The 26882-nt window shown below is 65.3% G+C and carries 21 protein-coding genes and 2 pseudogenes; 5 read left to right on the top strand and 18 right to left on the bottom strand.

Annotated features, from left to right (window positions below):
- Positions 1-129: 129 nt before the first annotated feature.
- Positions 130-340 (bottom strand): annotated as a pseudogene (locus EET03_RS31755) (Rv2019 family toxin-antitoxin system toxin ribonuclease); the annotation flags it as partial.
- The gene (locus EET03_RS18910) at positions 330-1049 is read right to left on the bottom strand and encodes an Rv2018 family toxin-antitoxin system antitoxin (RefSeq protein WP_075542769.1); all 720 of its coding nucleotides are present in this window, start codon (positions 1047-1049) and stop codon (positions 330-332) included. The pseudogene EET03_RS31755 and the gene EET03_RS18910, both read right to left, overlap by 11 nt.
- A gap of 173 nt (positions 1050-1222) precedes the next feature.
- On the opposite strand from EET03_RS18910, the pseudogene EET03_RS33090 reads away from it, so the two are divergent.
- Positions 1223-1375: pseudogene (locus EET03_RS33090) on the top strand (hemerythrin domain-containing protein); the annotation flags it as partial.
- A gap of 12 nt (positions 1376-1387) precedes the next feature.
- Here EET03_RS33090 and EET03_RS18900 read toward each other — a convergent pair.
- A complete protein-coding gene (locus EET03_RS18900) occupies positions 1388-2593 on the bottom strand; it encodes an amidohydrolase family protein (protein WP_075542737.1) in 1206 nt (401 codons plus the stop codon).
- A 71-nt stretch (positions 2594-2664) separates the two neighbouring features.
- Positions 2665-3684, bottom strand: a complete 1020-nt coding sequence (locus EET03_RS18895) for a hotdog fold thioesterase (RefSeq protein ID WP_075542738.1) — start codon at positions 3682-3684, stop codon at positions 2665-2667.
- Between the two features lie 200 nt (positions 3685-3884).
- Here EET03_RS18895 and EET03_RS18890 point away from each other — a divergent pair, with 200 nt between their 5' ends.
- Both EET03_RS18890 and EET03_RS18885 read left to right on the top strand, forming a co-directional pair.
- Positions 3885-5660, top strand: a complete 1776-nt coding sequence (locus EET03_RS18890; protein ID WP_167470661.1) for a DEAD/DEAH box helicase — start codon at positions 3885-3887, stop codon at positions 5658-5660.
- Positions 5657-7549 carry a hypothetical protein gene (locus tag EET03_RS18885; protein ID WP_075542740.1) on the top strand — a complete coding sequence of 631 codons (1893 nt, stop codon included), beginning with the start codon at positions 5657-5659 and terminating at the stop codon, positions 7547-7549. The genes EET03_RS18890 and EET03_RS18885 overlap by 4 nt, the downstream gene beginning before the upstream one ends.
- 76 nt (positions 7550-7625) lie before the next feature.
- Here EET03_RS18885 and EET03_RS18880 read toward each other — a convergent pair whose 3' ends face one another.
- The 8 genes from EET03_RS18880 to EET03_RS18840 all read right to left on the bottom strand — a co-directional run bounded on the left by EET03_RS18880 (position 7626) and on the right by EET03_RS18840 (position 16782).
- Complete coding sequence (locus tag EET03_RS18880) at positions 7626-8243, bottom strand: ATPase (protein WP_279637717.1); 618 nt, start codon at positions 8241-8243, stop codon at positions 7626-7628.
- A 9-nt stretch (positions 8244-8252) separates the two neighbouring features.
- Positions 8253-8609: a type II toxin-antitoxin system prevent-host-death family antitoxin gene (locus EET03_RS18875; protein ID WP_075542741.1), complete on the bottom strand. Its 357-nt coding sequence runs from the start codon at positions 8607-8609 to the stop codon at positions 8253-8255.
- A gap of 533 nt (positions 8610-9142) precedes the next feature.
- Positions 9143-10921 carry a PE family protein gene (locus EET03_RS18865; protein WP_099193659.1) on the bottom strand — a complete coding sequence of 593 codons (1779 nt, stop codon included), beginning with the start codon at positions 10919-10921 and terminating at the stop codon, positions 9143-9145.
- 123 nt (positions 10922-11044) lie between these two features.
- A complete protein-coding gene (locus tag EET03_RS18860; RefSeq protein ID WP_075542743.1) occupies positions 11045-12535 on the bottom strand; it encodes a class I adenylate-forming enzyme family protein in 1491 nt (496 codons plus the stop codon).
- Positions 12532-13467 (bottom strand): acyl-CoA dehydrogenase family protein, encoded by a 936-nt coding sequence (locus EET03_RS18855; RefSeq protein ID WP_075542744.1) that lies wholly within the window; start codon positions 13465-13467, stop codon positions 12532-12534. The genes EET03_RS18860 and EET03_RS18855 overlap by 4 nt, the downstream gene beginning before the upstream one ends.
- A complete protein-coding gene (locus tag EET03_RS18850; protein WP_208649088.1) occupies positions 13464-14630 on the bottom strand; it encodes an acyl-CoA dehydrogenase family protein in 1167 nt (388 codons plus the stop codon). Before EET03_RS18850 ends, EET03_RS18855 begins: the two co-directional genes overlap by 4 nt.
- Entirely contained in the window at positions 14627-15730 is a 1104-nt protein-coding gene (locus tag EET03_RS18845) for an acyl-CoA dehydrogenase family protein (protein WP_075542745.1), read from the bottom strand. Before EET03_RS18845 ends, EET03_RS18850 begins: the two co-directional genes overlap by 4 nt.
- A gap of 8 nt (positions 15731-15738) precedes the next feature.
- Positions 15739-16782: an acyl-CoA dehydrogenase family protein gene (locus EET03_RS18840; RefSeq protein WP_075542746.1), complete on the bottom strand. Its 1044-nt coding sequence runs from the start codon at positions 16780-16782 to the stop codon at positions 15739-15741.
- 84 nt (positions 16783-16866) lie between these two features.
- Here EET03_RS18840 and EET03_RS18835 point away from each other — a divergent pair, with 84 nt between their 5' ends.
- Positions 16867-17748, top strand: a complete 882-nt coding sequence (locus EET03_RS18835) for an LLM class flavin-dependent oxidoreductase (RefSeq protein ID WP_075542747.1) — start codon at positions 16867-16869, stop codon at positions 17746-17748.
- On the opposite strand, the gene EET03_RS18830 is transcribed toward EET03_RS18835, so the two are convergent.
- The 5 genes from EET03_RS18830 to EET03_RS18810 form a co-directional block, all read right to left on the bottom strand.
- Entirely contained in the window at positions 17690-18430 is a 741-nt protein-coding gene (locus EET03_RS18830; protein ID WP_075542748.1) for an SDR family oxidoreductase, read from the bottom strand. The two genes, EET03_RS18835 and EET03_RS18830, sit on opposite strands and share 59 nt — an antisense overlap.
- A gap of 5 nt (positions 18431-18435) precedes the next feature.
- The gene (locus tag EET03_RS18825) at positions 18436-19257 is read right to left on the bottom strand and encodes a FadR/GntR family transcriptional regulator (protein WP_075542749.1); all 822 of its coding nucleotides are present in this window, start codon (positions 19255-19257) and stop codon (positions 18436-18438) included.
- A 159-nt stretch (positions 19258-19416) separates the two neighbouring features.
- Positions 19417-22293 (bottom strand): MMPL/RND family transporter, encoded by a 2877-nt coding sequence (locus tag EET03_RS18820; protein ID WP_075542750.1) that lies wholly within the window; start codon positions 22291-22293, stop codon positions 19417-19419.
- Complete coding sequence (locus EET03_RS18815) at positions 22290-22736, bottom strand: MmpS family transport accessory protein (protein ID WP_208649089.1); 447 nt, start codon at positions 22734-22736, stop codon at positions 22290-22292. The genes EET03_RS18820 and EET03_RS18815 overlap by 4 nt, the downstream gene beginning before the upstream one ends.
- 112 nt (positions 22737-22848) lie before the next feature.
- Complete coding sequence (locus EET03_RS18810; protein WP_063469823.1) at positions 22849-23457, bottom strand: TetR/AcrR family transcriptional regulator; 609 nt, start codon at positions 23455-23457, stop codon at positions 22849-22851.
- Positions 23458-23539: 82 nt separating this feature from the next.
- On the opposite strand from EET03_RS18810, the gene EET03_RS18805 reads away from it, so the two are divergent.
- Positions 23540-25939 carry a CaiB/BaiF CoA-transferase family protein gene (locus tag EET03_RS18805; RefSeq protein WP_099193658.1) on the top strand — a complete coding sequence of 800 codons (2400 nt, stop codon included), beginning with the start codon at positions 23540-23542 and terminating at the stop codon, positions 25937-25939.
- Positions 25940-26078: 139 nt separating this feature from the next.
- Here EET03_RS18805 and EET03_RS18795 read toward each other — a convergent pair whose 3' ends face one another.
- Positions 26079-26744 (bottom strand): type I restriction-modification system subunit M N-terminal domain-containing protein, encoded by a 666-nt coding sequence (locus EET03_RS18795; RefSeq protein WP_244232437.1) that lies wholly within the window; start codon positions 26742-26744, stop codon positions 26079-26081.
- Positions 26745-26882 lie beyond the last annotated feature (138 nt).

Below are 26882 nucleotides of genomic sequence, written 5' to 3'. Positions count from 1 at the left end.
TGTCATAGTCGTCGCGGTGTTCCCGGACCAGTCGCACCGCTCTGGCCTTGGTGTTCTCGTCGTACTTGCTCGGCATCGCGCCATCCTTCCCAACAAAGGAAGTGCGCATAAAACCGGGGACGGTTCAATCTTTTGAAAGCCGATCCAGCCGCGTTCGGCCGTCAATGTGATCCACTCATGATCGCTGACACTCTGAGCCGTTACCTCGCCGTAGTGCTCACGCATTGTTGTCAGCCGGAATCCGGCCTCACGGAGGAGTTTCGGTACTTGCACCGCGCCCAAACTGCGGTCGACAAAGAAGTGATCGAGGTCGGCTAGCAGCCTGCGGATCAGGCTGCAATGGCGTCGACTGCGTCTTGAAGCTGGGCCACCGTCACACCGTAATCATCGGCGACTGCTCGAAACGTCGCCCCGGCGCGTAACGGGCCTAGCACGTCAGCCACCCGGACGCCACTCCCGTCGAATAACGGTTGCCCATAGCCGCGGCAGGGATCGAGGACGACATTGGCTTCACCGTATTGCGGCAACCTGATCATTGACGCGAGGCGGTCGTCTGCGAAGCTGATCTGCTTGAGGTAGTGTTCGACGATCTCCTTGAAGACGTACTGGCCAGATCGAGGGACAATCAGTCCTCTGACGACCTGATCATCGGGGCTACCCTCCCCTGAACGCTCGGCAAACCGCCAGAGTACTTCTGCGCCGTCCGTGCACAAGTCCTGCGATGCAAGAGCATGCGGCCCGACATTCTTGATCAGCCAGTCGAGGGATGGCCGGATGCGTTGCATCGGGACACCGGCTCGGCGGAAGGCGTTCAACACGTATGCCTCGGCGATCCCAACGAACGGCAGCCTGGCATAGCTACCCGCGCGGTGAGGAAGAGCGGTGATGATTGGCTGGCCCTTCACGGTTGGCGCGTTGGCCGGTCTACGTTCGTACCCGTCAGCCCAGGTCGCCAAGGTTGCGCGGGAAACCAGGAGGTATCGGGATGCCTCGGTAAGCGTGTAGAGCGGAACGTCGAACCGCAGATCCGGTAGTTGCTTGCCGGTCATCAAGTTCACCTCCCGAGCTTTCCGAACCTACCCCGCAAGAGTACGCATGTTGCTTACGCCATTGGCCTCACTTCGCGACGCCGGCAAGTCAGCCTACGACCAGTGACCGACGCTTGGCGCCGCCAACCATTCAATCCGCCGGATGGGGCTTGCGCCAGACTGTTCCATGCCAACGGCGTATGCGGGTGGGTCCAGTCATCAATCCGACACGGGGGAATGATTTCCTCCTCGGCGGTGGGGTTGGGTCCCAGATCGCCAACGTCATGGCCGGCCCGTTCGCGGCGATGCTGGACCGGGCACGCGACGCGATCGTCGGGAAAGGCTGACCGGCGTCCTGATTACGCGCTGACCGGTTTGGTTGCCGGTGCTTCGACCTTCATCACTTCCATCATGTTGCCGCCCATGATCTTTGCGACATCTTCCTGGTCGAAACCGGCAAGTTCGTCGACGAACGAAATCGGGTCCTTCAGGCCTTCGGGGTGCGGCCAGTCGGAACCGAAGACCACCCGGTCGGTGTCCACCATCTTTGCGATTTCGGAGAACCGGTCCTCCCAGAACGGGCTGACGTAGACGCACCGCTTGAACGCCTCGATCGGGTCTTCGCTGAACGCGTTCGGCATCTTCTTGTAGACGCCCTTGAGTCCTTTGAACAGGTGCGGCACCCAGTCCGCGCCGTTTTCGATGGACAGGATGCGTAGCTCCGGATTGCGGGACAGCGCGCCATGGCAGACCAGCGCACCCATGGCATCCTCGATCGGCCGATGTCCCATCGCCAGGCTCCGGAAGGCGGTCGGCTTGAACGGCAGGAACTCGTCGCCGGGTTCCCACACGTTCATGAATTCTGAATAGCCGCTGTCCGATGCGTGCATCGAAACCGGGATCTCGGCGCGGATGCAGGCTTGCCAGAACGGGTCGAACTCCTCGAAACCGAACGAGCGGCTGCCGCGGTAGCCGGGTACCGGGGCCGGGCGGACCAGCACCGTGCGAGCGCCACGCTCCAGGCACCACGCGAGCTCTTCGAGCGCCCGGTCCACGATGGGCAGGGTGATCACCGGGGTGGCGAAGATGCGGTCTCGGTAGTTGAACGACCAGGTCTCGTACATCCATTGGTTGAGCGCGTGGATGACGTCGTGAGTCATCTCCGGGTCGTCCTTCATCCGCTCCTCGACCAGGCTGGCCAGGGTGGGGAACATCAGGGCGTAGTCGATGCCCAGCTCGTCCATGACTTCCAGCCGGGGGCCCGGTTCCCGGAAGGCCGGGATCGCCTTCATCGGCTCACCCATCACTTCGCGGTAGCTCTTGCCTCCGCTGCCGTGCCGGAAGTACTCCTCCTGGGCGCCCGGGCGGGCCACCACTTCGAACGTCGGGTTGGGGATGTATTCGCTGATATGGCCGCGCACCACGATCTTGGTGCGCCCGCGGATCTGCACGTAGTCAATCACGTGCTTGCGCTTGTCGGGCAGGAACTTGGTCAGCGCCTCCTGCGGCTCGTACATGTGGTTGTCGGCATCGAACACCGGAAAGGGAAGCTCGCGAGACGGCATGGCGATCTCCTTGTAGAAGTCTCGGTTCTCAGCATGTGGTAATGACGTTACCACCTAGCGCAAGGGTTCCGCTAACCGCTGTCGGGGCTGTCGTGGCGCTCGACAATGGCGAAATTCACGGTTGCTGTTGCCGCGACGTCGCTGTCGCTGTCACCGAAGATGTCGACCTGCATGACCAGCGATCGCCGCCCGGCCCGCAGAACTCGCGGCACCGCGAGCGCGCAGCCCTGCCTGATCGGGCGCAGGTAGCGGATGAAGAGGTCGGCTGTCGTCATGGCGGTGCCCGGCGGCAGGTACTCCAAGCCGAGTTGCCCGCCGGCCACGTCGGCGAGCGTGGCGATCAGGCCGCCCTGCAGCGCGCCGGAGGTGTTGACCACCTGCGGGCTGACCGGCATGGTCATCGCGAAGTCGCCGTCGTGTGCGGTGGCGGGGCGCATTCCGATTTGGGCGAACAGTTCGGCCAGCGAGGACACCGGCTGGTCGTCGATGTCCCGAATGCCGAGGGCTCGGCTGCAGAAGTCGTACAGTTGGCCGGAGTCGATCGGCGTTCCGTTCAATTCGGTTCCCAGCCAGTGCAATCGGAGCGCTCCGAGCACCGTCTGCATGATGATGGCCGCTGCGGCCCCGACGTCGAGGCCGGGGTTGAACACCCCCTCGGTGATGCCCTGCCCGACGATGTCGCGCAGCAGTCGATGCAGCGGCGAAAGCACCCGCGCGTATTCGCGGGGCCGGTTCTCGGCCAGGTATTGGTTGTAGAGACTCAGCGCCCGGTTGAGGCTGTCCTGGGTGGTGGACTCCGGTCGTGCGCTGATGCGGTCGATGACCAGCTTCAGTGCGGCGGTGCTGTCGAGTCCGGCGGTTTCGGTGCGCCACAGCTGTGCCGTCTGCGCCATAGTCCTGTCGAAGAGGGCCAGCAGTAGTTCGTCCTTACTGCCGAAATGCTGGTAAAAAGCCCGCAACGAGGTCTTGGAGCGCGCCACGACCTCTTGCACGGTGAAGTCGGTGCGGCCGGTTTCGCCCAGAATTTCGACCGCCGTCTTGATGAAGCGGTCGGCGCGCGTTATTTCCGCTTCCTCGTTAGGGGCGGTCATAGGCGTTTGTCTCCTCACTTTGCCCGCTGACAACAACGGCGAGAATGAGGTTACCGTGTATTGGCGCCGCTGTCGTCAAGCGCGTCACCAGAACCGCATCGGCCTCATTTGTCACAGCTCGGCGTGGGTCGTCGGTCATGTCGGTGGTCGCGGGTACCGTCCTGCGCAAGCAAATGCCAACCTGGTCGCCGGGAGGCCTCATGACTGTCACGATCGCCGCGGAAGAGACGTCCACATCAGAGCTGACCGCCTACCTGCCATTGCTGGCACGGCTACGCAATGGCGCACGGGAGCAACCGGATTGGCCGGCGATCGTCGATGACGCGGTCAAGGTCTGGGCACGGCCGGGGTTTGACACCTTCCTTGCGGTGCCTCGGTTGCGGTTCGAGCCGTTCGACTATCAGCTGCGGGCCGCGCGCACCGTGCTGCAGCGGATGCGCGGCCGGGGGATCCTTGCCGACGAGGTCGGGCTCGGCAAGACGATCGAGGCCGGGTTGGTGGCCTCCGAGTTGCGCATGCGCGGGCTCGCCGACCGCGTGCTGGTAGTCGTTCCGGCGGGGCTTGTCGACCAGTGGCGTGACGAACTCGAGCGGAAATTCGGGTTGCCGACCACCATCGTCCAATCCGGGTCGACACCGGCCGCCGAGCTTGGGATGGACCGGCCGGTCACCATCGCGTCGCTCGCCGCCGCTCGTCGCGATCCCCTGTTGGGCAGGCTGACCGAAACCGATTGGGACCTGGTGATCTTCGACGAGGCGCACCGGCTCCGCAATCCCCGAAGCGCGTCTGGCAAGCTCGCGCGCTGTTTGCGCGCCCGTTATCTGCTGATGCTGACGGCGACGCCGGTGGAGAACAAGCTGTCGGACTTGTACCAGCTGGTCAGCCTGGTCGCACCGGGACTGCTCGGCACACCGGCCCAGTTCCGCGCCAAACATGGCGCGGCATCGGTCGATTCGAGACCGCACAACTTGGAGGAGCTGCGCGTACGGACCAATGAGGTGATGGTCAGGCATCGCCGCAGCGAGGTCGCCGTGATGTTGCCGCCTCGGCTGGCCGAGACGATCTTGGTGACGCCCGGCGCCGACGAGGCCGGTCTCTACGCCGACATCGTCCGGCGAGTCAGGGCAGCGGCGAGGCGGTTCCCGGATGGGTCCGGACTCAACAGGTTTGCCTTGCGCGGGCTGACCCGGCTGGCCGGTTCCAGTCCCGGGGCCGCCGCACCCACGCTGGCGAAGCTCGGCTGGAACGACCTCGCGGAACGGGCCCGGGCCATCCGCGAACCGGACAAGGTGCGGGTGCTCGTAGAACTGCTCGCGCGCCACGTCGGCAGGGGCGAAAAGGTGTTGGTGTTCACCGGGTTTCGGCAAACACTGGACGTGCTCACCGCTGCGGTGAAGGAGGCCGGCCTGTCATCGGCGCTGTATCACGGCAGCCTCACCCGCTCGGAGAAGGAGGCGGCCATCGCGGCGTTCCGCGCCGAAACGCCGATCCTGCTGTCGACGGAGTCGGCGGGTGAGGGTCGCAACCTGCAGTTTTGCCATGTGATGGTGAATTTCGACCTGCCATGGAACCCGATGCAGATCGAGCAGCGGCTCGGCCGGCTGCACCGCGTCGGGCAGGAACACGACGTGACGCTGACCAACTTGGTCTGCCGGGGCAGCGTCGAACAAAAGATCATGTATGTGCTTGAGGCAAAGATCAACCTGTTCGAACTCGTCGTCGGTGAACTCGACATGATCCTCGGCCGGATCGACGATGACTTCGATTTCGAGAACGAGGTTTTCGACGCGTTCGTCGATGCCGTAGACGACGACGAGTTCGAGCGAAGACTCGACGTCCTCGGCAACGCGCTCGCCGAGGCGGGACGCAGCTATGTGAAAAGCCGGGAAGATGTCGACCTCCTCGTGGCGACCGCAAGCGCGGCGCAGCCGGGCGCGGCGGGTCGCCGCTCAGCGAACGCAGGTGCGGCGTCGTGACGAGCACCGATGTGGGACTCGGCTTTTGGCTGCGGTATGTCGAGGCAAGCGGCGGGCTCACCGAGTTGGGCGGCGATACGACGCTGGTGGTGCTCCCACCAGACTTGCAGACGATGTTGGAGCTGCCGGAGGTGCTGCGGGTCACCGCCGATCCCGATGTCGCCCGCGAGGACGGTGCGACCCTGCTCTCGGCGGGGCATCCCGCGCTGGGTCGCTGCGCCGACGAGGTGCTGGCCGTGGGTGACGTCGCCGCGCTGACCGTCGCGGTGGCTGCCGCGCTGCCGCCGGCGGCCGAGCAGCTGCAGGCGATGGCCCGCGACCAGTTCACCGTCGAGCATGGGCGGATCGACGCCACCGGCGCACCGACCCGGTCGGTTCGCGCGATTCTGCGCCTCGGCGTGCTGGTCGACTACACCTTGTCCAGTGACGACCACTACCAGGAATGCGCCGAGTGCTGGGTGGATGTGCAGTCCCGGCGCCAGCTCCCGACCCACGTCACTACCAGGCTCGCCGCCATCCCGACGGTGCCGAAAGATGGTTCGCCTTCCCTCAACGGCCTGGCCGCGGCGGTCAGATTCGCGGATCAGGTTATCGAGCAGTGCGCGCAGCGGCGGCGATCCCAGCTCGCGGATGACGTCGTCAAGGCGCGCGACGAGGAGCTGGAACGTGTCGAGGCGTACTACCGTGATGCGCTCGCGACGATCGAGCGTCGGCGCGCAAACGCGCCTGCCGATCGCTGGGAGCTGTTGGACGCACGCGCCGACAGTGTACGCATCGAGCGTGGCCGACGGATCGGCGAGACTCGGGAGAAGTACCAGGGGAGCCACCAGATTCGGCCTTATCGGCTGCACATCTACGAGGTGCCGGTATGGCGGTTGCCGGTCGACGTTCGTCGCGGCGACCGGCGCTACCCGCTGACTCTCGATTGGCTCATTCCACTGGCCCGGTTCGCCGACATCGCCTGCCCACACTGTGGTGCCGATGAGCGGCTGGCGGCGACGAAAACGGGCCTGCGGTGCGCTGGCTGCGTCCCGCGGCCGACGGTGCGGGTGGTGCCTGAGCCCGCGAGAGCGTCGGCTAAGCCAGCGGTGAAGGCGAAACCGGTTGTTGCACAACCGCAGACGCCCACGCCGCGATCGTTGCCGGTGCGCGCCGATTCCGGCCCGGCCCCGGAAAAAATTCCGAAGCTCGGCGACAAGCTGACCGGAAAAGTGTGGGAAGCGGTGGTCCGCAATGACCGGCGGCTGGCACGGATGTGTGCGCCGGATTCGCCGGCGGCGGCTGCGATCCGGCTGTACGGTCCCTCGGGCGCCGCGTGGGCGGTGGGGATTATGCCGACCGAGGGCCTGTTCGCCGTCGCCAGCCACAGCACAATCGCCTCGTCGGGGGTGCACCATGCGTCCCATGGCTACGTGGAAACCGCAGCGGGACTGCGCTTTCCCTTCCTGCTGCGGTGGCACGTGGTTGGAGACGCCGCACAGATCGACGAGATTCTGCCCTACGACCGGCCGTTCGAGACCGCGCGCCTGAGGCGATGGGTGCTGGGACCGGGCGGCAGGGCCGTGCACGCTCCGCCGCAACCCTGGTTGCCCCTCGGCCCTGTCGGCGAATTGCTCTGGCGCAGCGTGATTCCCGTGTTCGGTTTGCCCGCCGTTCTGCGCTGCCTTGCCGCGCTGTGGCGGCTGCCCGACGAGGGCGCCTTGGTCGAATCACATGGCCCGGTGGCGATCGCGGCCGGAATCGAACGAATGGTGTGCCAACGCGCGAACCTGACAACCGGCCGCTTCGCCGATATCGCTGCCGTCTACCGCATCGAGGAAGCCGCGGTGCGCGCCGCCGACGCTGCCCTGCAGAAGTGCCTGCGACTGGGCCCGCAGCGGTGGTGGTAAGTGCTTGCCTTGGTCGTCGCCGCCCCGGACAAGGTTAACTATGCTCGACGTGCGCGGCCGCTGGGTTGTCGCCGCGTCAACCGTGCAGCTCAATTGCCGCGGCGACGATCGGCTTGGCCCACCCGGGTGTCGACGACAGATCCGATGGACCCACGATCTGTCCCCGCACAACGTGCATCACGAGCATGAGGCGGGGAGCCTTGGCTTCGGCCGGGTCGGCGTCGTGCGAGTTGTCGTATATGCGCACTTCGGTCAGCACGGGCAGCAGCCGCACCAGATTCAACCTGCTGTGCCGCCACCGACGCCGGATGTCGGCTTCGGGAATGTCATGGCCACCCGCGTCGACCCGCCGCCGCACTCGCTCGATGTGGGCTTCCGGGCTGGCCAATCCCACATACCAGATCCGCACCTCAATGCCTTGTGATGCCGCCTCGGCGAGCAGCCGGGGCATGGTGCTTCCTCCGAGTGTGGTTTCGAGCGCGAGATCCAGGCGTTCGTTGATCGCCCGTTCCAGCAGCCGCTTACCCTGACGCCACGCCGTCGCGTTGGCCGTGGTCTGATCGAGTCCCGGATTCGCCGCGATCAACCTCCGCGCCGCCTCGTCGGGGTTGTAGTAGTCGGCGCCGGACGCGCGGAACATCGCGCCGCCGATGGTGCTCTTGCCCGCGCCGTTGACACCGGCAAGGACGTACAGCCGGCTCAGTCAGCGCCGCCGCTTCGCGCGGGCCGCCTTCACCGCGACCTGCCCCAGCTGTTCCGGGCTGGCATCGAAGGCCGAGGCCATCGCGGCCTTGGATTTTGGCGTCTGCATGCGTTCCAGCAGGCGGTCGAATTCTTCGGTCAACTCGTCCAGAGCAGGGGTAGCCGCGCGGGTCAGCACCTCGAACTCGGCGTAGGACACCAGTACCGCCTTCGGCGTGTTGTGCTTGGTGATCGCGACCGCACCCTCGGCAATGGCCTTCTCGAGGACCGCGCCGAACTGGTTCTTGAACCGCGTGGCGGCGACGGTCGGCACGTCGACGAGTTCCCCGGTGCGGTTTCGGTAGGTCAGAGTGGGCATGTCACCAGTATAGCCAAAGTGGCCAGAATAGTTATTTTGTCCGTTTCAGCGCGGACCTCGAGATGGTGCCTCGCATCGCGATGCCGCAGACCCGTGAACGTTTCGACCAAGCTGGCCAGCGGGAGGCCCGGCGCTGCTCTAGTGCCCCAAGTTGTAGGACGCAACCGCGGCTTTTCCATCGGCAACATCAGTCTCCACGGGTTTGTAGTGTCTCGTTTCGCCCGCCTGTCAGCGACAAATTCATTGTGCCCATTGGCTTGTCGCCGAAGAGCGGGCATGTTTCCATGAGTCAACGCGCACGCAGAGGTCAATTCCACTGGCGCTGAGGCGTTCTGGTGCTGCGCGCAGTGCTTGACGTCACCGCGAATTCGGCGGCCGCGGCACTCGCAGTGATGTCAGGCTCGAAATGGACCTTTCGCGAGGGTCACCCGAACAGAACAGATCACCGTCGGTGGTTCAGAACCGCCGAGGGTGCGCTGGCCGGGCACCAGCTGGTCCGGCTCATCGACCGCCCGGCCCACTGAGCGCAGCGGCTAAACGAACTGACTGGTTATCCCCAAGAACGACCTGAGTTGGAAGCCGGCTAAGAGGGTACCCAACGCGATGTCAGCCGCTATGGGAGCGCCAAACGCGTAGACCAGCCCACCGGCGGGGTCGCCGGTGAATGCCTGTTCCATCCCGCTGAGGAACAGGTTGACGTTGTAGGACGGCACCGTGGTGAAGACCGCATTTGCGATGTCGGCTGTCGGAAGCAGCGCCGCGTAGGTGGTCGCAGCGGTCCTGGTGATGAAGTTGGTGACCGTCGTGTTCGTTGACTGCAGAAAGTGGATGAAGTCGGTCGGGGAGAACGCCGCCGGCGAGAGCCCGGACAGCAGCGACGGTGAGCCGGCCGCGCCCAGTGGAGCCGCCAGCAGCGCGGCCGGGAGGTCGGGAAACGTCGCCATCCCGGCGCTGATGTCGTTCATGAACGCGCTGATTCCCTGCTGGGTTCCGATCGCCAAATAGCCTGGCAGGGAAGTGGTGGCACTGAGCGGCGGCAGCACTCCGAACGGGGTGGGCACATTCGGCGGCGAGGTCGACCAGCCATAGGCGGGATCGCCGTAGCCCCAGTTGATCAGATACCTCAAGTTCGGCTGGACCAAATCTGCGATGGGCTTCCCGACGAATGGAATTGCCCGCACCGGGTCCAGCAGCGGCAAATTATCGGTGGGAATCATGTAGTAGCTGGTCGAGGTGGGGCCCACCGTGTTGGTCAACGGAATTGCCGTAGCAAGCTGCTCGGGGGTCAGAGTCGCATATTGGCCGTGCAGGGATTGGATGCCCATGAAGGCGTTGAGGTCCGCCAGGAAATTGATCGGGTATCGGGGAAAGTCGGCGGCGCCATCGTATTCGATTGTGTAGATCGTGGTCGGGAAGGAATTGTCTGGGGTTGCGCCGTACATCTCTATCCCCAGGCTTGGGAGGCTGAGCCCGACGAAACGCTCGAACAGGCCTCCGTTGGGGTTCATCGGATTACCGACCAACGTGAAGTTCAAATTGTTGAAGTACGGGCTTCCGGCGGCCCCCGAGTTGGTGGGGTTGAGCGCCCGCATTACCAGTGAGGAGATCATGGCGCTCTGCGATTCGCCCGACACGTTGACAGTGTTTCCGCTGGTCAGCAGCCCTGCGTAGGGAGGGTTAGTGCCGACGAGCGTGTTGGTCAGGATAGTGACGCCCTGAGCCACCGACACGTTGAGGGGCAAGGTCTTGACACCGGTATCGATATAGAACCCCTCCGGTGTGAAAAAGCTCTGCACCAGGTTCGGATCGACCGTGAAAACGGGCGCGATGTATTTCGAGACAATGTTGTTCACATAATCAATCGAAGGAATCGGGTTCCCACTGCCACCCATGACCAAGGTGATGGGGTTCACCGGTGCCGCCGCTGGAACCGCGGACGCCAGGGTGCCCGGAGCGCCGGGCGCGATACCGCCCAGCAGCACGCGGACGGGTGCGCTGATGGTGGCCAGCGTCTGCGACACGGCGGCGGCGTTCGCGGCCTCGGCCTGCGCGTAGGAGCCCGCCGCGGTGGCCAACGCCTGGGCGAACGCATCGTGAAACGCGCCAGCTTGTGTCATGACGGCTTGGCATTCCTGGCCGTATGTCCGGAACAGGCTCGCGATGAGCTCCGATACTTCGTCGCGGGCCGCGGCTATCACCCCGGTCGTCGAGGCCGCCGTGGCGGCGTTGGCCGCGCCGATCGCCGAGCGGATCTGCGCCACGTCTGCCGCAGCAGTCGCCACGATGTCGGGCCGCGTGAGCATGTGGGTCATCGGACCGTCCTCCTCTACGGTGAGGGCCGGGGGGAGCTACCAGTGAGCGTAGAGCGGTCTCACCGGCGTGTCCGGCGTTTACGCCTACGCATTTCCGCACCGCACGTCCACCGTTTGCGACGCTCAGCCGCCCCGGGCGGCGATCATGGCCGAGCGATTGACCTTGGTTGCCGCCGTGCGCGGAATCTGATCGACGAATTCCACTGTCTTGGGCACTTTGTACGGGGCAAGCCGGTTCTTGGCGTACTCGATCACCTGTTGTTCGGTCAGCGGCGCCGCGGTTTGCACCACGGCATGGACCCGGCGTCCCCAGTGCGGGTCCGAGATGCCGATGACCACGACGTCGGCGATATCGGGGTTGCCGGCCAGTGCGGACTCGACCTCTGCCGGAAAGACGTTGGCGCCGCCGGTGATGATCATGTCGGCGCGACGGTCGGTGATGTAGAGGTAGCCGTCGGTGTCCAAGTGACCGATGTCGCCGGCCGACCGAAACCCGTCTTCGGTCGACGGAAGTGGCGGCGCGCCACCGAGATAGCGGTATCCCGCACTCATCGGCGCGCGCAGGTAGACCTCGCCTTGTTCGCCGGGCGGCAGCGGCTGCTGTTCAGCGTCCAGGATCCGGATCTCAGTGTCCCGGAAGCCGCGGCCGACGCTGCCCGGATGCGTCAGCCATTCGTCGCCGCGCAGCGCGGTGAGCCCGAGATTTTCGGTCATGCCGTAGGCCATCACAATCTGTTCCGGGCTCAGTAGCTCGAACCACGTGTGCAGCAGCGTCGGCGGCATCACGGCGGCGCCCTGCAGGATGAAGGCGATGCTGGACAGGTCGCGCCGATAGATGTCGGGTACCGCGGCGATGCGCTTGAGCATTGTCGGGGTGGCCGTGAAGTTGGTGACTCGGTATTGCTCGACCGTGTCGACAACCGTTGCGGCATCGAACTTTTCCAATACCACCAATTGGTCCCCGCCCATCAGAAAGTGCAGGGTGGCAAAGCCATTGGTGTGGTACATCGGCGCGGGCACCAGGATGGTCTGGGGCTGGGCCACCGGCGTCCAGGCTGACAGAAACGGCTCGCTGTGCTGAGGCGTCCACAGCGACGGCGCCAGGTTGAGGATCACCTTGGGAACGCCGGTTGACCCGCTACTGCAAATTCCATGGGCGGTCGGGGAAACAGCTTCGGGCACTGGGCTTTCCGGCTCCACGGCGGCACGCACATCCAGCTCCCACCGGCTTTTCTCGTCGACCACGACGGCGGCGTCGATCACGTCCAGCACTCGGTTCCGCTCCCACTCGGGTAGGTCCCAGTGCATGGGAACCGGAACCGCGCCGATCTTCCAGCAGGCCAGTATGGTCAGCACGAGGTGCACGGAGTTGGGGATAGCGATGGCGACCAGAGAACCTATCTGGGCGCCACTGGCGTCCAGCGCCCGCGCCCATTGATTGGCACGGGCGTCGAGTTCGGCAAAGGTCAGCGTGCGGGTGCTGCCGTCGGGCGCCACGGTGGTCAGGGCCGCTTCGTCGCTTCGTTGCTTGGCCAGCTCCTGCAACCTGGTCCCGAACGGGATGCCGTCGGCCAGTGGATTGGGGGTGACGGGAGATTCGATGGGACGGCTCATGCGGGTACCGGCCCGGTGAAGAGTGTCTCCAGATAGCCGTCACGGACATCGGAGATCAGGCGGCGGCTCAGTGCTTCGGTTCCCAACGGCAACCGGATCAGCGGTTGGGTGTGCCGGTCCAGCACGCTGACGTCGGACTCGTCGCAGAAGCCCAGCGCGCCGAGCAGTTGGTGCGATGTGCTCAGCACCTGCCGCGCGGTGTCGGCGGCCTTCAGCCGCAGCGCCAATGCGTCAGCCGAACCCACTTGCACCGCAGTCGATTGCGATCGGCTCACGGTGTACTTGGCGAGTTCGAAAAGCCCGCGGACCGCGACGGACGCATCTGCGACGGAAAACCTGACGGCCTGGAAATCGGCCAGCGGCCTGCCGAACTGAACCCGGCTCCGCACGTGGTCGGTGGCGATGTCCAACGACTGCTGCGCCGCTCCCAGTAGCCGCCATGATCCCAGCACAAGATGAAGGTTAATGTCGGCGGCCGAAACCGTGCCATCGGGCGCACCCAAGGCCGCGGGCACCAGAAACGGCCCGAGCTTGGCCGCGGTGCGCACGGCGGGTTGCAGGGGGTAACGAGTGCCGTCGAGGTCGGTGGCGATCCAGTCGCCGGGTAAGTCGCCGTGATCGACGCGGGGTGCTTGCGGATTCACCAGAGCCAGGCGGGCGCCGTCGATCGCCAGCAACTCTTCGACGAGTGGGTAGGGCAGTGCGGCGGCGCCGGCGGCCTGGCACAGCACCGCGGCGGCCAGCAGATCATCGGGTGCGGATCGCACATCCAGCTCGAATGCGCCCAGCTGCACCAGCGCCTCGCGTGCCGCGTCGCGAACGCTGTCGTCGGTCTCGGCCCGCAGCGCCGCCGGCGGCCCGCCCACCCGCGCGAGGCGCTTGGCCGCGATGACTGCGAAGTCGGTAATATCTTGCGGCAGTTCGGTATTCACCGGTGTTCCCCCAAGACGTCACGTGCTACCAGCATTCGCTGTACTTCGATGGTGCCCGACGCCACGGTGGCCGCCTGCGCGTAACGCCAATGATCTTCGATCGCGCCGTGCAGCGGGGCCGTGACACCGCTGTCCAGCGCTGCCGGGCCGAGCACGTCGAAAAGCAGCTCGGCGACCTGTTGATCGCAGGTGGTGGTCGCGATACGGGCGGCACTGGCTGCCGCACCCGCCTCCGGATCATCCTGCAGCGATACCGCCCGATAGGCCAGTAATCTGGCCACCCGTAAGTCGACGAGTGCCCGAACCCAGCGGACGCGAATCGATTCCGGCAGCCGGTCCCAGTCGGCGCCGAGTTCGGTGCGCAGCCGGTGCAGCAACGATTCGCAGCGCGCGTAACGGGCGATGCCGACGCGTTCAAAGGCCAGGGCTTCCCGCATCACCCGCCAACCGTCGCCGGGCTCGCCCAGCACATCGCCGGGGAAGGCCGGCACCGCGTCGAGGAACATCTCGTTGAGGTGATGCGGGCCCAGCATCGACGGAATCGGCCGGACCATGATGCCGGGCCGGTCCATCGGGACCAGAAACAGGGTGAGCCGCTTGGATTTAGGAGCATCCGGGTGGGTACAGGCCGCCAGCACACACCAGGAGGCCATCTGGGCATACGACGTCCACACCTTCTGGCCGGTGATGCGCCAGCCCCGGCCGTCCGGGCCGTCCGGCACGGCGCGGGTGCGCAGCGACGCGAGGTCGGTGCCCGCCTCCGGCTCGGAAAACCCTTGGCACCACACCACTTCGCCGGCGCCGATCGCCGATAGGTGCTTGGCCTTCTGTTCTGCCGTTCCGTATCGCATGATCGCCGGGCCGACCCAATTGATGCCCATGTACTGCGGGCCGCGCGGCTCGTGGTGGGCCCACATCTCTTCGCGCAACACCGTTTGCTGCCAGACCGAACCACCGCCGCCACCATGTTCTTTCGGCCAGGCCAGCGCCAGCAGCCCTTCGGCGGCAAGGAGTTTGCAGAATGACTCGGTGGTGGCCAGGTCCTGGGGGTCGTCGGTGCAGGCGCCGAGGAAGCCGGCCGGCACGTGGTTGGCGATCAACTGCCGCAGCCGGGTTCGCAGTTCAGCGGCGTCATCACCGAGTTCGTAATCCATCGTCGTCATCCCTTCGGCAGCCCGAGCAGCCGCTCGGCGATGATGTTGCGCTGGACCTCGGATGTGCCGCCGTAGATGGTCGCGGCAAGCGCATCCTGGCGTTCGAAGAGCAGGTCGGCGTCACCGGTCGAAGCCGGACCGGCGGCCACGGCGCTCAGTTCCCAAACCCGTTGTAAGGTAACCGATCCAAGCAGCTTGAGGATATCGGCCTCCGGGCTGGGCCGGCCGGCGAGTTCGTTGCTCAGGGCGCGGTAGCCGGTGGCCCGCAGCGCCTCGCCATCGGCTAGTAGCGAGCCCAGCTCGGCGTAGATGTCGGGGTCGCGGGTGCCCCGTACCGAGTCGAGACCACGCTTGATCTCGACCCAGTTCATGATCCAGATCATCTGGCGCTCATGATGCAACGACGCCAACGCCACGTTCCAGCCGCCGTTGCACGGACCCAGAAGGTTGTCGACGGGCACTTCGACGTCGTCGAGGAAGACCTCACAGAACGTCTCGTCGGACGCCGACGCCATCCGGATGGGTTCGATCCGCACCCCGGGCGAGTGCAGGTCGAGAATGAGGCAGGAGATGCCGCGGTGTTTCGGCGCATCGGGGTCGGTGCGGGCATACAGGGTGCACCACCGCGACTCGTGGGCCTGCGTGGTCCAGATCTTGTGGCCGTTGACCCGGAACACCTTGCCATTAGGGCCGTCGCGGTCGGCGCGGGTGCGCAGGCCGGCGAAATCCGATCCGGCTTCCGGTTCGGACATGCCCAGCGCCCACCACTCGTCACCGCGCAGCAGCGGGACCAGCAGCCGGTCGATCTGCTCGGGTGTGCCGAATTGGCGGATGCCGGGTGCGGCGACGTTGGGTCCGGCGATGTTGGGCAGTTTGGGGGCAGAGCGCAGCGCGGCCTCGATCCGGATTTCCATGGCATCGCGCAGGCTCAGTGAACGGCCACCGTGCTCGCGAGGCCAGGTGGGTTGGATCCACCCCGCCTCGAAGGCGGCCCGCTGATACTCGCGTCGCAACCCAACGTCCCAGCGGTACTGGCGATATCGCTGGTAGTAGTCGGCGGGCAGGAACTCGGTCAGCCACTCGGCGAACTCTTCGACATGCGCCGTCATGGGGGCCGTCATGACGCGCCGCCGGCGAAGCGTCGGCCCACCTCGCGGTAGAGCGCGCGGCTGTCGCCCAGCATCGCCGCGCCCTGCCAGGCATGCCGGACATAGAGGTGGATGTCGTGTTCCCAAGTCTGGGCCAGCGCGCCGTGCACCTGGACAGCGGTACGCGCGCAACGGGTCGCGGCCTCGCCGGCGGCTGCCTTGGCCAGCGCTGCTGTGGTCCAGTCGGGGTCGGCTGCCGCCGCATAGCTGAGGCTGCGGGCGCGCTCGAGGCTGACGTAGTTGTCGGCCAGCGCGTGCTTGATCGCCTGGAATGCGCCGATCGGCTTGCCGAACTGACGGCGGGCCTTGGCGTGTTCGACGGCGCGGTGCAGGACCGCGCTCGCCACTCCGACCAGGTCCGCGGCAGCGGCGATCAGCGGTGCGGTCAATGCCGATTCGGTGCTGGCGATCGGTGCGGTGGCTACCGCGGCGGTGTCGATTTCGACATCGGCTACGGGTTGTGCGGGGTCGGTCGACGCGCCGGGTCGGATGACCACGCCGTCGCCGGCGCGCGCGACCGCGGCCACCAAGCCCTGGTCCGATGTCGCCAGCGTGACGATCAACTCGGCCCGGACCAGATTGGGCACCGCGACGGCATGTCCGCGCAGGCGTCCGCGCTGCAGCGTCATGGGTGGCCGCGGCAGCCGGTGTCCGGGGGAGTGGACGGCCAGGGTTGCGACCACCCCTCCGGCGATCTCGGCCAGCACATCGTCGAGACGGCAGGCCCGCAACACGCCCGCGGCCAGGCCGACGCTGCTCAGCAGCGGGATGGGGGCGATGGCCGCACCGCATTCTTGCAGAACCAGTACCAGCTCGAGGGGGCCGAAATCGCCGGACGGATCGGCTATGGCGAGTTCGGTCCAGCCGAGATCGACGACGGTCTTCCACAGCGTGCGCCAATGCTCGGGATCGGCGATTGCCTGCCGGGCGGCGTCGGGTGGGCACTCGGTGCGCAGGATGTCGCGCACGGTGTCGCGCAGCGCCAGCTGCTCTGAAGTCAGACCGACATCCATAACACCCCTAACATAATAAAAATAGTAAACTAGGCGACCCGGCGCAATCGCGCAGGACGCTATGGGACAGGCATGGGTGGATGTATGGTCGAGTGGTATCTGTTCCTGCCGCAGGTCCGGTTGCCGGTAGCAGATTTTGTGGAGCGGGCGCGGGTCGCCGAGGCCAGTGGGTTTGACGGTGTGGCGTTCATCGATCATCTCGAGGCTCCCGGGCAGCCCACTGAAACCATCTGGGAGGCAATGACCGTCGCCACCTGGGTGGCAGCCAAGACGCAGCGGCTGCGCATCGGACACCTGGTGCTCTGCGACGCGTTCCGGCATCCAGCCGTTCTGGCCAAACAGGCCGTCACGCTGTCAGCGGCGTCGGATGGCAGGTTCGAGCTCGGGATCGGTTCGGGATCCTGGCCCGCGGAGTTCGCCAGATTCGATGTCGGTCAGCAGGATCCGGTGGCCCGGGTCGAGCAACTGCGGCGCCACCTCGCGCTGATCACGCAGTACTGGGCGGACGGGGACAAAGCTCAATCGCCCAGACCGGTGCGTCCGATACCGCTGATCTTGGGCGGCAGCGGGCACCGGATGATGGAACTGGTTCGCAAATACGCGGATTGGTGGAATCTGCAGGCCAACCTCCTCGACCGGTTGCCTCGCCTGGCCCCGGCTGCGGGATCGGCCCGTATCTCGGTGCAGCAGATGGTGGGTTTTGTCCGGGCGGGAGCCGATCCGGATGCGGTACGCCAGGCGAGCGTCCGGCGATTCGGTTATCTGGGGCCGGGGCTGGTGTGCGGTAGCGCCGACGAATTGATTGAGCACTTCGTCGGCCTGGCCGCGTACCGGGTTGAGCGCTTCTATGTGTGGTTCGCCGACTTCGCCGCGCCGGATTCGCTGGCCGAGTTCGGCGAATCGGTGATCAAGGGCTTCCCGGAGATCCGGGAGGCTTCAGCGACGCGCGCCGACGGGCCTCGGTAGGCACCACCGGTGGCCGGGCGAACGGACCGCGCTGCACCGCGCTGAGTCGGATCTCCGGTAGGTCGACGGACGAGTCGACGGTATCGAGCCAGGCCACGGTTTCGGCGATGTCGGATACCTGGATCGCATACATCTCGAACGGAACATCCTGCAGCATCTCGGTTTCCACGGGTCCCGGGGTCACCAGGTGGACGCTGATGCCGTCGCGGTCGACCTCGAGCGCCAGTGCGCGGGCAAACGCGTTCATGCCGGCTTTCGATGCCGAGTACGCGGTTCGGGCCGGCATCGGCTCGTGCGCGGCCGACGAGGAGATGAAGACCAGCCGTGAACCTGGCCCCATGCGGGGCAGCACCGCGGAGGTCACCACAAAACAGGAGTCCAGGTTGGCCGAGATGATCGTGCGCCACTGGTCGAAGGTCTGCTTTCGTGCGTAGGTTCCGCCCAGTGCGCCGGCGGCGTGCACGACCAGGTCGATGGTGTCGAATTCGCTTATGGCCGTGGCGAATCCGGCTGGGTCAGTAGCGTCGGCGACAATGTAGCGGGCACCGATATCCTCGGCTGCGGCCCGCAGCGGGCCCTCCCGTCGCGCCACCAGTACCACGTCGTAGTCGAGCTCGCAAAGCTTGCCGGCGCACCCCTTGCCGATCCCACCGCTGCCGCCGGTGACTAATGCGGTTCGCACCGGAATCAGGGGCGCCGGATGTCCCGCGGGCGTGACATTGCCTGCGGTGACAGCGCATAGATCCGTTGTTCACCACCACCGGACAAGACGTAAGTCTGGGTATCGGCGAGGTGTCGGCCCGCGATGCGCCGGGCCCGGTCGACGTCTCCCTCGGCAATCGTCTCGGCCAGCTTGATGTGGGTGTTGAGGACCGCGCGTCGTTTGGCCAACGACGGGTAGGTGCCGCGCGCCGCGCTCTCGTCGGCCCATTGTTGTTCATGGCTGGTCCACAGGGTCTCCAGGCTGCCCACGACCGCGATGATGGTGTGGTTCCCGCAGCCGCGGACGATGAGATCGTGGAATTGACGGCCGATTTCGGTGAACTGTCGCCCGTCGTCGAGGTGCTCTGCCATGGCATCGTTGATCTGCTTGAGCTCGGGCACCAAGTTATCTGCGCGGTCCGGTCGTTGAGCCGCCAGTGCGGCGCAGGCAGGCTCGAGTTCCTGCAACGCGGCGCCCAGATCGCTGACGGCGACGGACTCGCTTTGCAACAGCAGGCCGAGCATGTAGGCGGCGCTGGTCTTGGCCGGCGCGTGCACGACGGCCCCGCCTCGGTTACCGCGGCGGACGGACACCAATCCCTCGGTCTCCAAGATCCGCAACGCCTCCCGCAGCGACACGAGGCTGACGTTGAACTGTTCGACCAGCACTTCCTGGCGGGGTAGCAGATCACCGTCGGCGAGCTCGCCGTCGATGATCTGGCGACGCAACTCATCGGCTACTATTTCGGCGATCCTCGGCGCAGACAGCCTGCGCCGGGTATCAGGGCCAGTTCCCAGTGTGGTCATCCGATCCTCGATAGAACAAGCAGGGGAGCTGACCCCGCCAACTCGACTTGCGTTGTCTATCTTAGCAGTAATGGCACAAATAGGATCTCATTGGCGGTGAGCTTCTCGTGTTGCTCCGCCTTACGACGAATAACCAAGAGCGACAATGATATTACCGGATCAGCTCTTCTCCGGTTCCCTCAGGAGCAGTTTACGAACCAGCGGACGTGGTCCGTACGGCCGAAGCAGCCTGCTGGCAGGGCGGGGGCGCACGCGTTGCGGCCACCAGAACCAGCGTCCCAGCAGCGCCGCGACGGACGGCGTCATGAATGCCCGCACGATCAGGGTGTCGAACAGCAGGCCCAGGCCGATGGTGGTCCCTATCTGGCCGAGCACCCGCAAGTCGCCGAACACGAACGACGACATGGTGGCCGCAAACACCAGACCGGCGGCGGTCACCACCCCGCCGGTGCTGGCCATGGCGCGGATGATGCCGGTGTTCAATCCGGCGCCGATCTCCTCCTTGAAGCGAGAGATCAGCAGCAGGTTGTAGTCGGATCCCACTGCCAGGAGCAGGATGACGGCCAGCGCGAGCACGATCCAGTACAGCCGGATACCCAGGATGTCCTGCCAAACGAGCACCGACAGTCCGAACGACGCGCCCAACGACAACGCCACGGTGCCCACGATGACGATCGCGGCGACCAGGCTGCGGGTGAGCGTCATCATGATGAGCAGGATCAGGCTCAGTGCGGCGATTGCGACGATCATCAGGTCGTACTTGGCGCCGTCCTGGATGTCCTTGTAGGTGGCCGCGGTGCCGGCGAGATAGATCGTGGCGTCCGCCAAGGGAGTTCCCTTCACGGCCTCGTGGGCCGCCTTCCGGATGGGGTCGATATGCGAGATGCCTTCCGGGGTTGCGGGATCACCTTCATGGGAGATGATCATGCGAGCGGCCTTGCCGTCGGGCGAGAGGAACAGTTTCAGGCCACGCTTGAAATCGGGGTTGTTGAACGCCTCCGGCGGCAAGTAGAAGGAGTCGTCGTTCTTGGCCGCGTCGAACGCTCGTCCCATGGCCGTCGCGTTCTCCACCAGGGCCGCCGTCTGGCTGTAAATCCCGGACATGGTCGCGTAGTTGGACAGCGCCAGTTCATGATTGGTCTGCTGGCTGGCGATCTGTTCGGGGATCAGCGCGACGAGCTGCGGCTGGATCGCATCGAGTTTGTCCAGCGTTGCCGTGAGGTCTTCGAACCTCTCGCTGAGCTGGTCGATACCGTCGAGTGCGTCGAATACCGATCTCAACGCCCAACATATCGGAATGTCGAAACAGTGCTTCTCCCAATAGAAATAACTGCGCAGCGGCCGCCAGAAATCGTCGAAATTCGCGATCTTGTCGCGCAGGTCATTGATCGTGGCGATCGTATCGTGAAAGCTCTCGGTCTCGGCGTGGGTAGCGGCGGCGAGTTCCTGCTGCAGGGCATACTGGCGCTGCAAAATGGCGATTGTCTTCCCCAACTCGTCGGCTTGCCTGAGCAGATCGGCCGCGCGGTCTTGCTGATAGGACAGGTTCATCACCTGGCCGACGCTTTGCATGCTGACCTGAAACGGAACCGAGCTGTGGTCGATGGGGGTTCCTAACGGCCTGGTGATGGCCTGCACCTGGGCAATACCCGGGATATGGAAGACGCCTCTGGCCACCCGGTCCAAGACGATCATGTCGGCCGGATTGCGCATATCGTGATCGGTTTCGATCATCAGCAGTTCGGGATTCAGCCGGGCCGGCGAAAAATGCCGCTCGGCAGCGGTGTAGCCGACATTGGCCGGAGCGGTGGCGGGCATGTAAGGACGGATGTCGTAGCTCGTCTGATATCCCGGCAATGCCAGCAGGCCGACAAGGGCCACCGCACACGTCACCGCAAGAATCGGCCCGGGCCAGCGGACGATGGCCGTGCCGATGCGCCGCCATCCTCGGGTCCGCATCGCGCGTTTGGGTTCGAAGAGGCCGAAATGACTGCCCAGGGTCAGCACGGCCGGGGCCAGGGTCAGTGAGGCCGCCAGCGCGACCAGGATGCCGATCGCGGCGGGAACACCCAACGTCTGGAAGTACGGCAGCCGGGTAAAGGTCAGGCAATACACCGCGCCGACAATGGTCAGGCCCGAGCCCAACACGACATGAGCGGTTCCCCCAAACATGGTGTAGAACGCCGCTTCTCGGTCCTGCCCGCCGTGCCGTGCTTCGTGATATCGGCCGAGGACGAAGATTGCGTAATCGGTGCCGGCGGCGATGGCCAATAGCGTGAGCAGATTGGTCGAATACGTCGAAAGTCCGATGACCCCGCTGTTTCCCAGAAAGGCGACGACGCCGCGGGCCGCGGCCAATTGGATGAGGACGGTGAGCAGCACCAGGATCGTGGTGACGACCGAGCGGTAGACGATGAACAACATCACCGCGATCACCAGGAAGGTGATCGCGGTGACCTTCACCGTGCCCTTGCTGCCCACCTGGAACTGATCCGCGATGAGCGGCGCCGCGCCGGTGACATAGGCCTTGATACCGGGCGGCGGCGGTGTCTGCGCCACAATGTCGCGGACCGCGTCCACCGACGCGATCGACAACGCCTCGCCTTGATTGCCGGCGAGATACACCTGGACATATGCAGCTTTGCCGTCGGTACTCTGCGAACCCGCCGCCGTCAGCGGATCCCCCCAGAAATTCTGGACGTGCTGTACATGCTTGGTGTCCTGGGAGAGCCGCTGGATCAGGGTGTCGTAATAGCGGTGGGCCGCGGCGTCAAGGGGCTTGTCGCTTTCCAGCACAATCATGGCCGCGCTGTCGGAATCGAACTCGCGGAACACTTTTCCGATCCGCTTCATCGCCTGCATCGACGGCGCATCGGGGGCGATCAGCGCCACGTTGTGGGCCTTGCCCACGTCTTCCAATTTCGGTACGGCCACGTTGGTCAGGACGGCGAGGCCGACCCAGAACAGCAGGATCGGTACCGAGAGCCGGCGAATGGTGTGCGCCACGGATGGCCTCGGAGCCTGGTGGTTGCTCATGACGACTTGTCCAGGCAGTAGGTGTAGGCGTTCACTTCGTGGACGGTCCTTTCGTCTTTGACGACACCGTTGACGGTGATCCGGCAGCCGATCGAGGAACTGTTGCCTTGTGCCACCACGTTGGCGAACACGGCGGGCTGCGTGGTGGTGATCGTGAACGACCACGGCAGGGTCGCGTCGTCGACTCGCTGCGGTTGAGCATTGACGTCCAGATAGTTGATGGTCGCCACGGTGCCAGGCGCGCCGAAAACTTCGAGAACCACCTGTTTGGGGTTGAACGGGACGATCTCGTTTGACATGCCACTGCCGGCCGGAGTGGTGCTGTGGGAACCGAAGATGCCGTGCAACCGATGGATGCTGAATCCCGCGACCGCGATGATCACCACTGCGACAAGCAGCATCCACCCTCGTCTTACCAGGTGGCCAGGCGAAACCGCGGTCATCTTTCCGGCGCTACGGGCGCGGATCGACATGACCTTGACGGTACGGTACCGGACCGGACACTTCAAGAGCCGGATCGGTGCCTCTGTGGCTGAGGGGTCGGCCGAGGGGCCCTTACCGGGTGGGCCGGGTAAGGCTGGGAATGACGACGTTGTCGACGAGGGCTTGCACGGTGTCCGCGGTGGGCGGCCGGCTCGGGATGATGTGCCGGAAGACGAGGTAGCCGGGCAGTAAATCCCAGAGCTCGTCGTCGATGGCGGCGCCGTCGATCTCGCCGCGGTCGACGGCCTGCTGCAGGATGTGGTGCATCAGGGCCTTTCGATGTTCGAAGAACCCGTGTTGCATGGCATCGCTGAGAGCCGGATTGCGCGACACCTCGACCAGCACCGCACGGATGGTGCTGGTGTGCTGACGGGCCTGCTCGCAGATCACTTCGCCCAGTTGCAGCAAATCGCCGCGCAGCGTGCCGGTATCCGGCGGGACCGCGACTTGGCGGATGCCCTCGATGAACGCGGCCAGTACCAGTTCGGCTTTCGACGGCCAGCGCCGGTACACCGTGGCTTTGCTGGCGCGGGCAGTGGCCGCGACCGCATCCACGGTCAACCGGTCATACCCATGTTCTTGCAGCAGCTGCAGAGTCACGGCCAGCAGCTCGGCCTCCCGTGGTGACCACGATGAAGGCTGCGAGGAATGATCGGCAATCTGGGTCACAGCGCCCACGATAGAGCCATTACTGTAGTACAGACCAGTACCGTACCGTCGGGGGTTGCGCGCGTCCAGTGCTGAGGTCACGCGGGACCGAATTATGCTCGGCAGCGTGAGTCAGGGGTTAGGCAGGCGGCCGACACCGCTTGACGAATTGCGCGTCGTCGAGATCAGTGACCGCATAGCCGGCAGCTACTGTGGCAAGCTGTTGGTCGACGCCGGTGCGTGGGTACGCAAGATCGAACCGCCGCAAGGGGATCCGCTACGCCGGTACTCGCCCAGCTGTTCGCCGGTGCCCGACGGTTTGCCGGCCTCGCCGTTGTACTGCTACCTCAATGCCGGCAAGCAGAGCCTGACCCTGGTCCCGGATTCCGAGCGATACCGTGCCGAACTCGCTGCTGCCGACGTCGTGATCGTCACCTGTGGCCGGTCACGGGCGGCCGCCCTGGGCATCGACCCCCGACGGTTGCTGGCCGAGCATCCGCGGGCGGTGGTGGTCACGATTTCCGATTTCGGCTGGACCGGTCCCTTCGCCGATCGGGCGGCCACCGAGTTCACATTGCAGGCATGGGCGGGTTCGCCCGGCTTCCGGGGCGATCCCGCGGGACCGCCCATCTCGGTCGGCGGTGGCCTGGGTGAGTACATGGGTGGGGTGTTCGCCGCGTTCGGCGCGCTGGCCGTGCGCCGCCGCGTCGAACATGGCGGCCCGGGTGAGCATCTGGATCTGTCCATGCTCGAGGCGATGACCCTGATGCAAAGCAGCGAATGGCTGCATTCGCAGCTGCTGCGGGTACCGCCGGTCCGCCGTACCCTCGAAGTGCCCTCGATCGAACCCACCAAGGACGGCTACGTCGGAATCACCATGGTCACCGGCCAGCAGTGGCTCGACTTCACCGCGATGGTGGAATGTCCGCAGCTCGAGGAGATTCCGCAGTTGCGATTCCAGATCGGCCGGTGGGAATACCGGGATCTCATCCGCGAATCGATCCGTCCGTGGATGGCCGAGCGGACCGTCGAGGAGATCGTCGCACTGGGTCAGCTGTTCCGGCTGCCGATCGCCGCGTTGGGCAACGGCGCCACCATCCGCGACATGGAGTACATGGTCGAACGGGAAGTGTTCGTCGACAACCCCGCCGGCTTTCAACAGCCGCGCCCGCCGTGGTTGATGTCGCGATGCGCGCCCGCGCCGGTTGGCGCGACTGCTGGGCTAGGTACGGACAACGACGAAAGTCCTTGGGGGAAGCAGGATTCTGGGGTTGAGTCGGCCGCGCAGGGGTTGCCGCTGGACGGTGTTCGGATCATCGATTTGACCGCCTTCTGGGCGGGGCCGGCTGCCACTCACCTGCTGGCCGCGTTCGGCGCCGATGTCGTGAAGATCGAGTCGATCCAGCGGCCCGACGGCATTCGGTACTCGGGGGGCATGCGCACCGACGTGGACGACTGGTGGGAGTACGGCTGGGTGTTCCATGCGATGAACACCAACAAGCGTTCGGTCACATTGGATTTGGGCTCTGATGACGGGCGCCGATTGTTTCTCGAGCTGGCTACGGATGCCGACGTGGTGATCGAGAACTTCTCGCCGCGGGTGATGGAACACTTCGGGCTCACCGCCGAGGTACTGCTGACGGTGAACCCCAAACTCGTGGTCGCCCGGATGCCGGCCTTCGGGTTGGCGGGCCCGTGGCGTGACCGGGTCGGGTTCGCCCCCACCATGGAGCAGATCGGCGGCCTGACGTGGGTGACCGGATTGCCGGAGACGCCGCCGGTGACCCCGCGCGGCGCGTGTGATCCGCTGGCCGGCGTGCACGCGGGGTTCGCGGTACTGGCCGCGCTGAACTTCGCCGAACGTACCGGGTCGGGCCAGCAGGTCGAGTTGCCGATGGTCGAGTCGGTGTTGAACACCACCGCAATTCAGCCGATCGAATACGAGGTCTACGGGGTAACGCTTAACCGGCGCGGCAATCGTGGTTTCGGCGGGGCGTTACAGAACATCTACCGGTGCGCCGGCGACGACGACTGGATCGCGGTCAGTATTTGCGACGACGGGCAGTGGCATGCGCTGGTGGAGTTGATGGACCGACCCTCCTGGTGCGACGAGTCGCTGTCGACGGCCGCGGGGCGGCGCGAGCGCGCCGACCAGATCGATGGCCGGCTGCGGGACTGGTTCGCCGCGCAATCGCTGGTGTCGACCGTGGAATCACTTGCCGCTGTGGGTATTCCGGCCGCACCGGTCGTCTCGCCGTCGTTGGTCACCGAGAATCCGCAACTGTGCGAGCGGGGCTATTTCGAGTCGCTGGTCCACTGCCGTATCGGGCAAGCACTTTATCCCACACCGCCGTTCGCGCGGCTGGCCGGCCAGCGGGAATGGTTGCGGCGCCCGCCGCCGACCCTTGGCGAGCACAATGCGGAGATACTGCGCGAGCGGTGCGGGGTGACCGACGAGGAGCTCGCGCGGCTGGCGGCCAGCGGGGTCATCGGGACCCGGCCAAAGGGTGTGTAGACGCGGAGTCCGGGTCGCGGTAATCACATTTGTCACACGAGTCTCTGGCAGAGCGACAATTCATGGCGCGCATTAGCGTTGTCGTTCGTGTCGCTGACGTGCCACTCGCTGTTGAGCGCCGCAACTCGGTCCGCTGCCCTCAGGCGGTGACGCTGGTCGGGGCGGCATTGGCTTTCACCGTGCGCAGGACGTCGAAGATGCCCTGCACGTCGGCATCCGGAAAGATGGCGTCCGGTCCGGTTGGCGCATGGTCGGTGTAGGGAGACTCGTACAGACGTGCCGGGTCCATCACCCCGTTAGCGGTGAGTTCTTCGACGATGAGATTGACGAACCGGATCTGTTCGACCGTGAATTTTGTGCCGTCCAGGTACACCCTTGGTGTCCCGGTCGCCCATCGGGATGGCGTCGAGCATGTCCACCACGCGCGACAACAACTGCGGGGTCGGGAGGTCAAGCGGGCGTCCTTCATGTGCACCGAGTACGTCGAGCTGTCGCCGCCGAGGGTGCGCAAGAACGGGAAGACCTCGTCGGCTACGGTCTTGTGGATCAGCGCGGACTCTTCGTGTTTGAACTTGGACCTCCGCAGGTGCTGCTGATCCGGCCGGAAGATGATGCCTTCCTTGGTGCCGGTGATCCGGGCTTTTTTCTCCGCCAGCGTGTTGAGGTCGTCGAGACGGCGGATGAACAGCAGGTAGGTGATCTGTTCGATCACCTCCAGGGGATTGGAGATACCGCCGGACCAGAACGCGTCCCAGACGCGGTCGATCTTGTTCTTGAGTTCACCGGTGATCACTGCTGGCCCCACCCGCCTGTCGTCGTCTCAAAGCTGAACAGCACTTTATACAGGGCGATACCGACAGAGTTGGGACTCCGAGAATGACCTGCTGGTGGCCCCGGCCCCGCGTTGACGTTCAATGTCTAAAATAGTAAAAATAGATGTCAG

Origin of the sequence: Mycobacterium innocens, assembly GCF_900566055.1 — a bacterium.
Taxonomy (GTDB): domain Bacteria; phylum Actinomycetota; class Actinomycetes; order Mycobacteriales; family Mycobacteriaceae; genus Mycobacterium; species Mycobacterium innocens.
The sequence above is the reverse complement of the archived record's forward strand: the minus strand, read 5'-3'. Positions and strand labels throughout refer to the sequence as shown.

Excerpts from the sequence above, each read along its gene's own strand:
- EET03_RS18910 (WP_075542769.1), bottom strand. The coding sequence starts at position 1,049 with ATGACCGGCAAGCAACTACCGGATCTGCGGTTCGACGTTCCGCTCTAC.
- EET03_RS18900 (WP_075542737.1), bottom strand. The coding sequence starts at position 2,593 with ATGCCGTCTCGCGAGCTTCCCTTTCCGGTGTTCGATGCCGACAACCAC.
- EET03_RS18895 (WP_075542738.1), bottom strand. The coding sequence starts at position 3,684 with ATGACCGCCCCTAACGAGGAAGCGGAAATAACGCGCGCCGACCGCTTC.
- EET03_RS18890 (WP_167470661.1), top strand. The coding sequence starts at position 3,885 with ATGACTGTCACGATCGCCGCGGAAGAGACGTCCACATCAGAGCTGACC.
- EET03_RS18875 (WP_075542741.1), bottom strand. The coding sequence starts at position 8,609 with ATGCCCACTCTGACCTACCGAAACCGCACCGGGGAACTCGTCGACGTG.
- EET03_RS18865 (WP_099193659.1), bottom strand. The coding sequence starts at position 10,921 with ATGACCCACATGCTCACGCGGCCCGACATCGTGGCGACTGCTGCGGCA.
- EET03_RS18860 (WP_075542743.1), bottom strand. The coding sequence starts at position 12,535 with ATGAGCCGTCCCATCGAATCTCCCGTCACCCCCAATCCACTGGCCGAC.
- EET03_RS18850 (WP_208649088.1), bottom strand. The coding sequence starts at position 14,630 with ATGACGACGATGGATTACGAACTCGGTGATGACGCCGCTGAACTGCGA.
- EET03_RS18845 (WP_075542745.1), bottom strand. The coding sequence starts at position 15,730 with ATGACGGCGCATGTCGAAGAGTTCGCCGAGTGGCTGACCGAGTTCCTG.
- EET03_RS18840 (WP_075542746.1), bottom strand. The coding sequence starts at position 16,782 with ATGGATGTCGGTCTGACTTCAGAGCAGCTGGCGCTGCGCGACACCGTG.
- EET03_RS18835 (WP_075542747.1), top strand. The coding sequence starts at position 16,867 with ATGGTCGAGTGGTATCTGTTCCTGCCGCAGGTCCGGTTGCCGGTAGCA.
- EET03_RS18825 (WP_075542749.1), bottom strand. The coding sequence starts at position 19,257 with ATGACCACACTGGGAACTGGCCCTGATACCCGGCGCAGGCTGTCTGCG.
- EET03_RS18820 (WP_075542750.1), bottom strand. The coding sequence starts at position 22,293 with ATGAGCAACCACCAGGCTCCGAGGCCATCCGTGGCGCACACCATTCGC.
- EET03_RS18815 (WP_208649089.1), bottom strand. The coding sequence starts at position 22,736 with ATGACCGCGGTTTCGCCTGGCCACCTGGTAAGACGAGGGTGGATGCTG.
- EET03_RS18805 (WP_099193658.1), top strand. The coding sequence starts at position 23,540 with ATGCTCGGCAGCGTGAGTCAGGGGTTAGGCAGGCGGCCGACACCGCTT.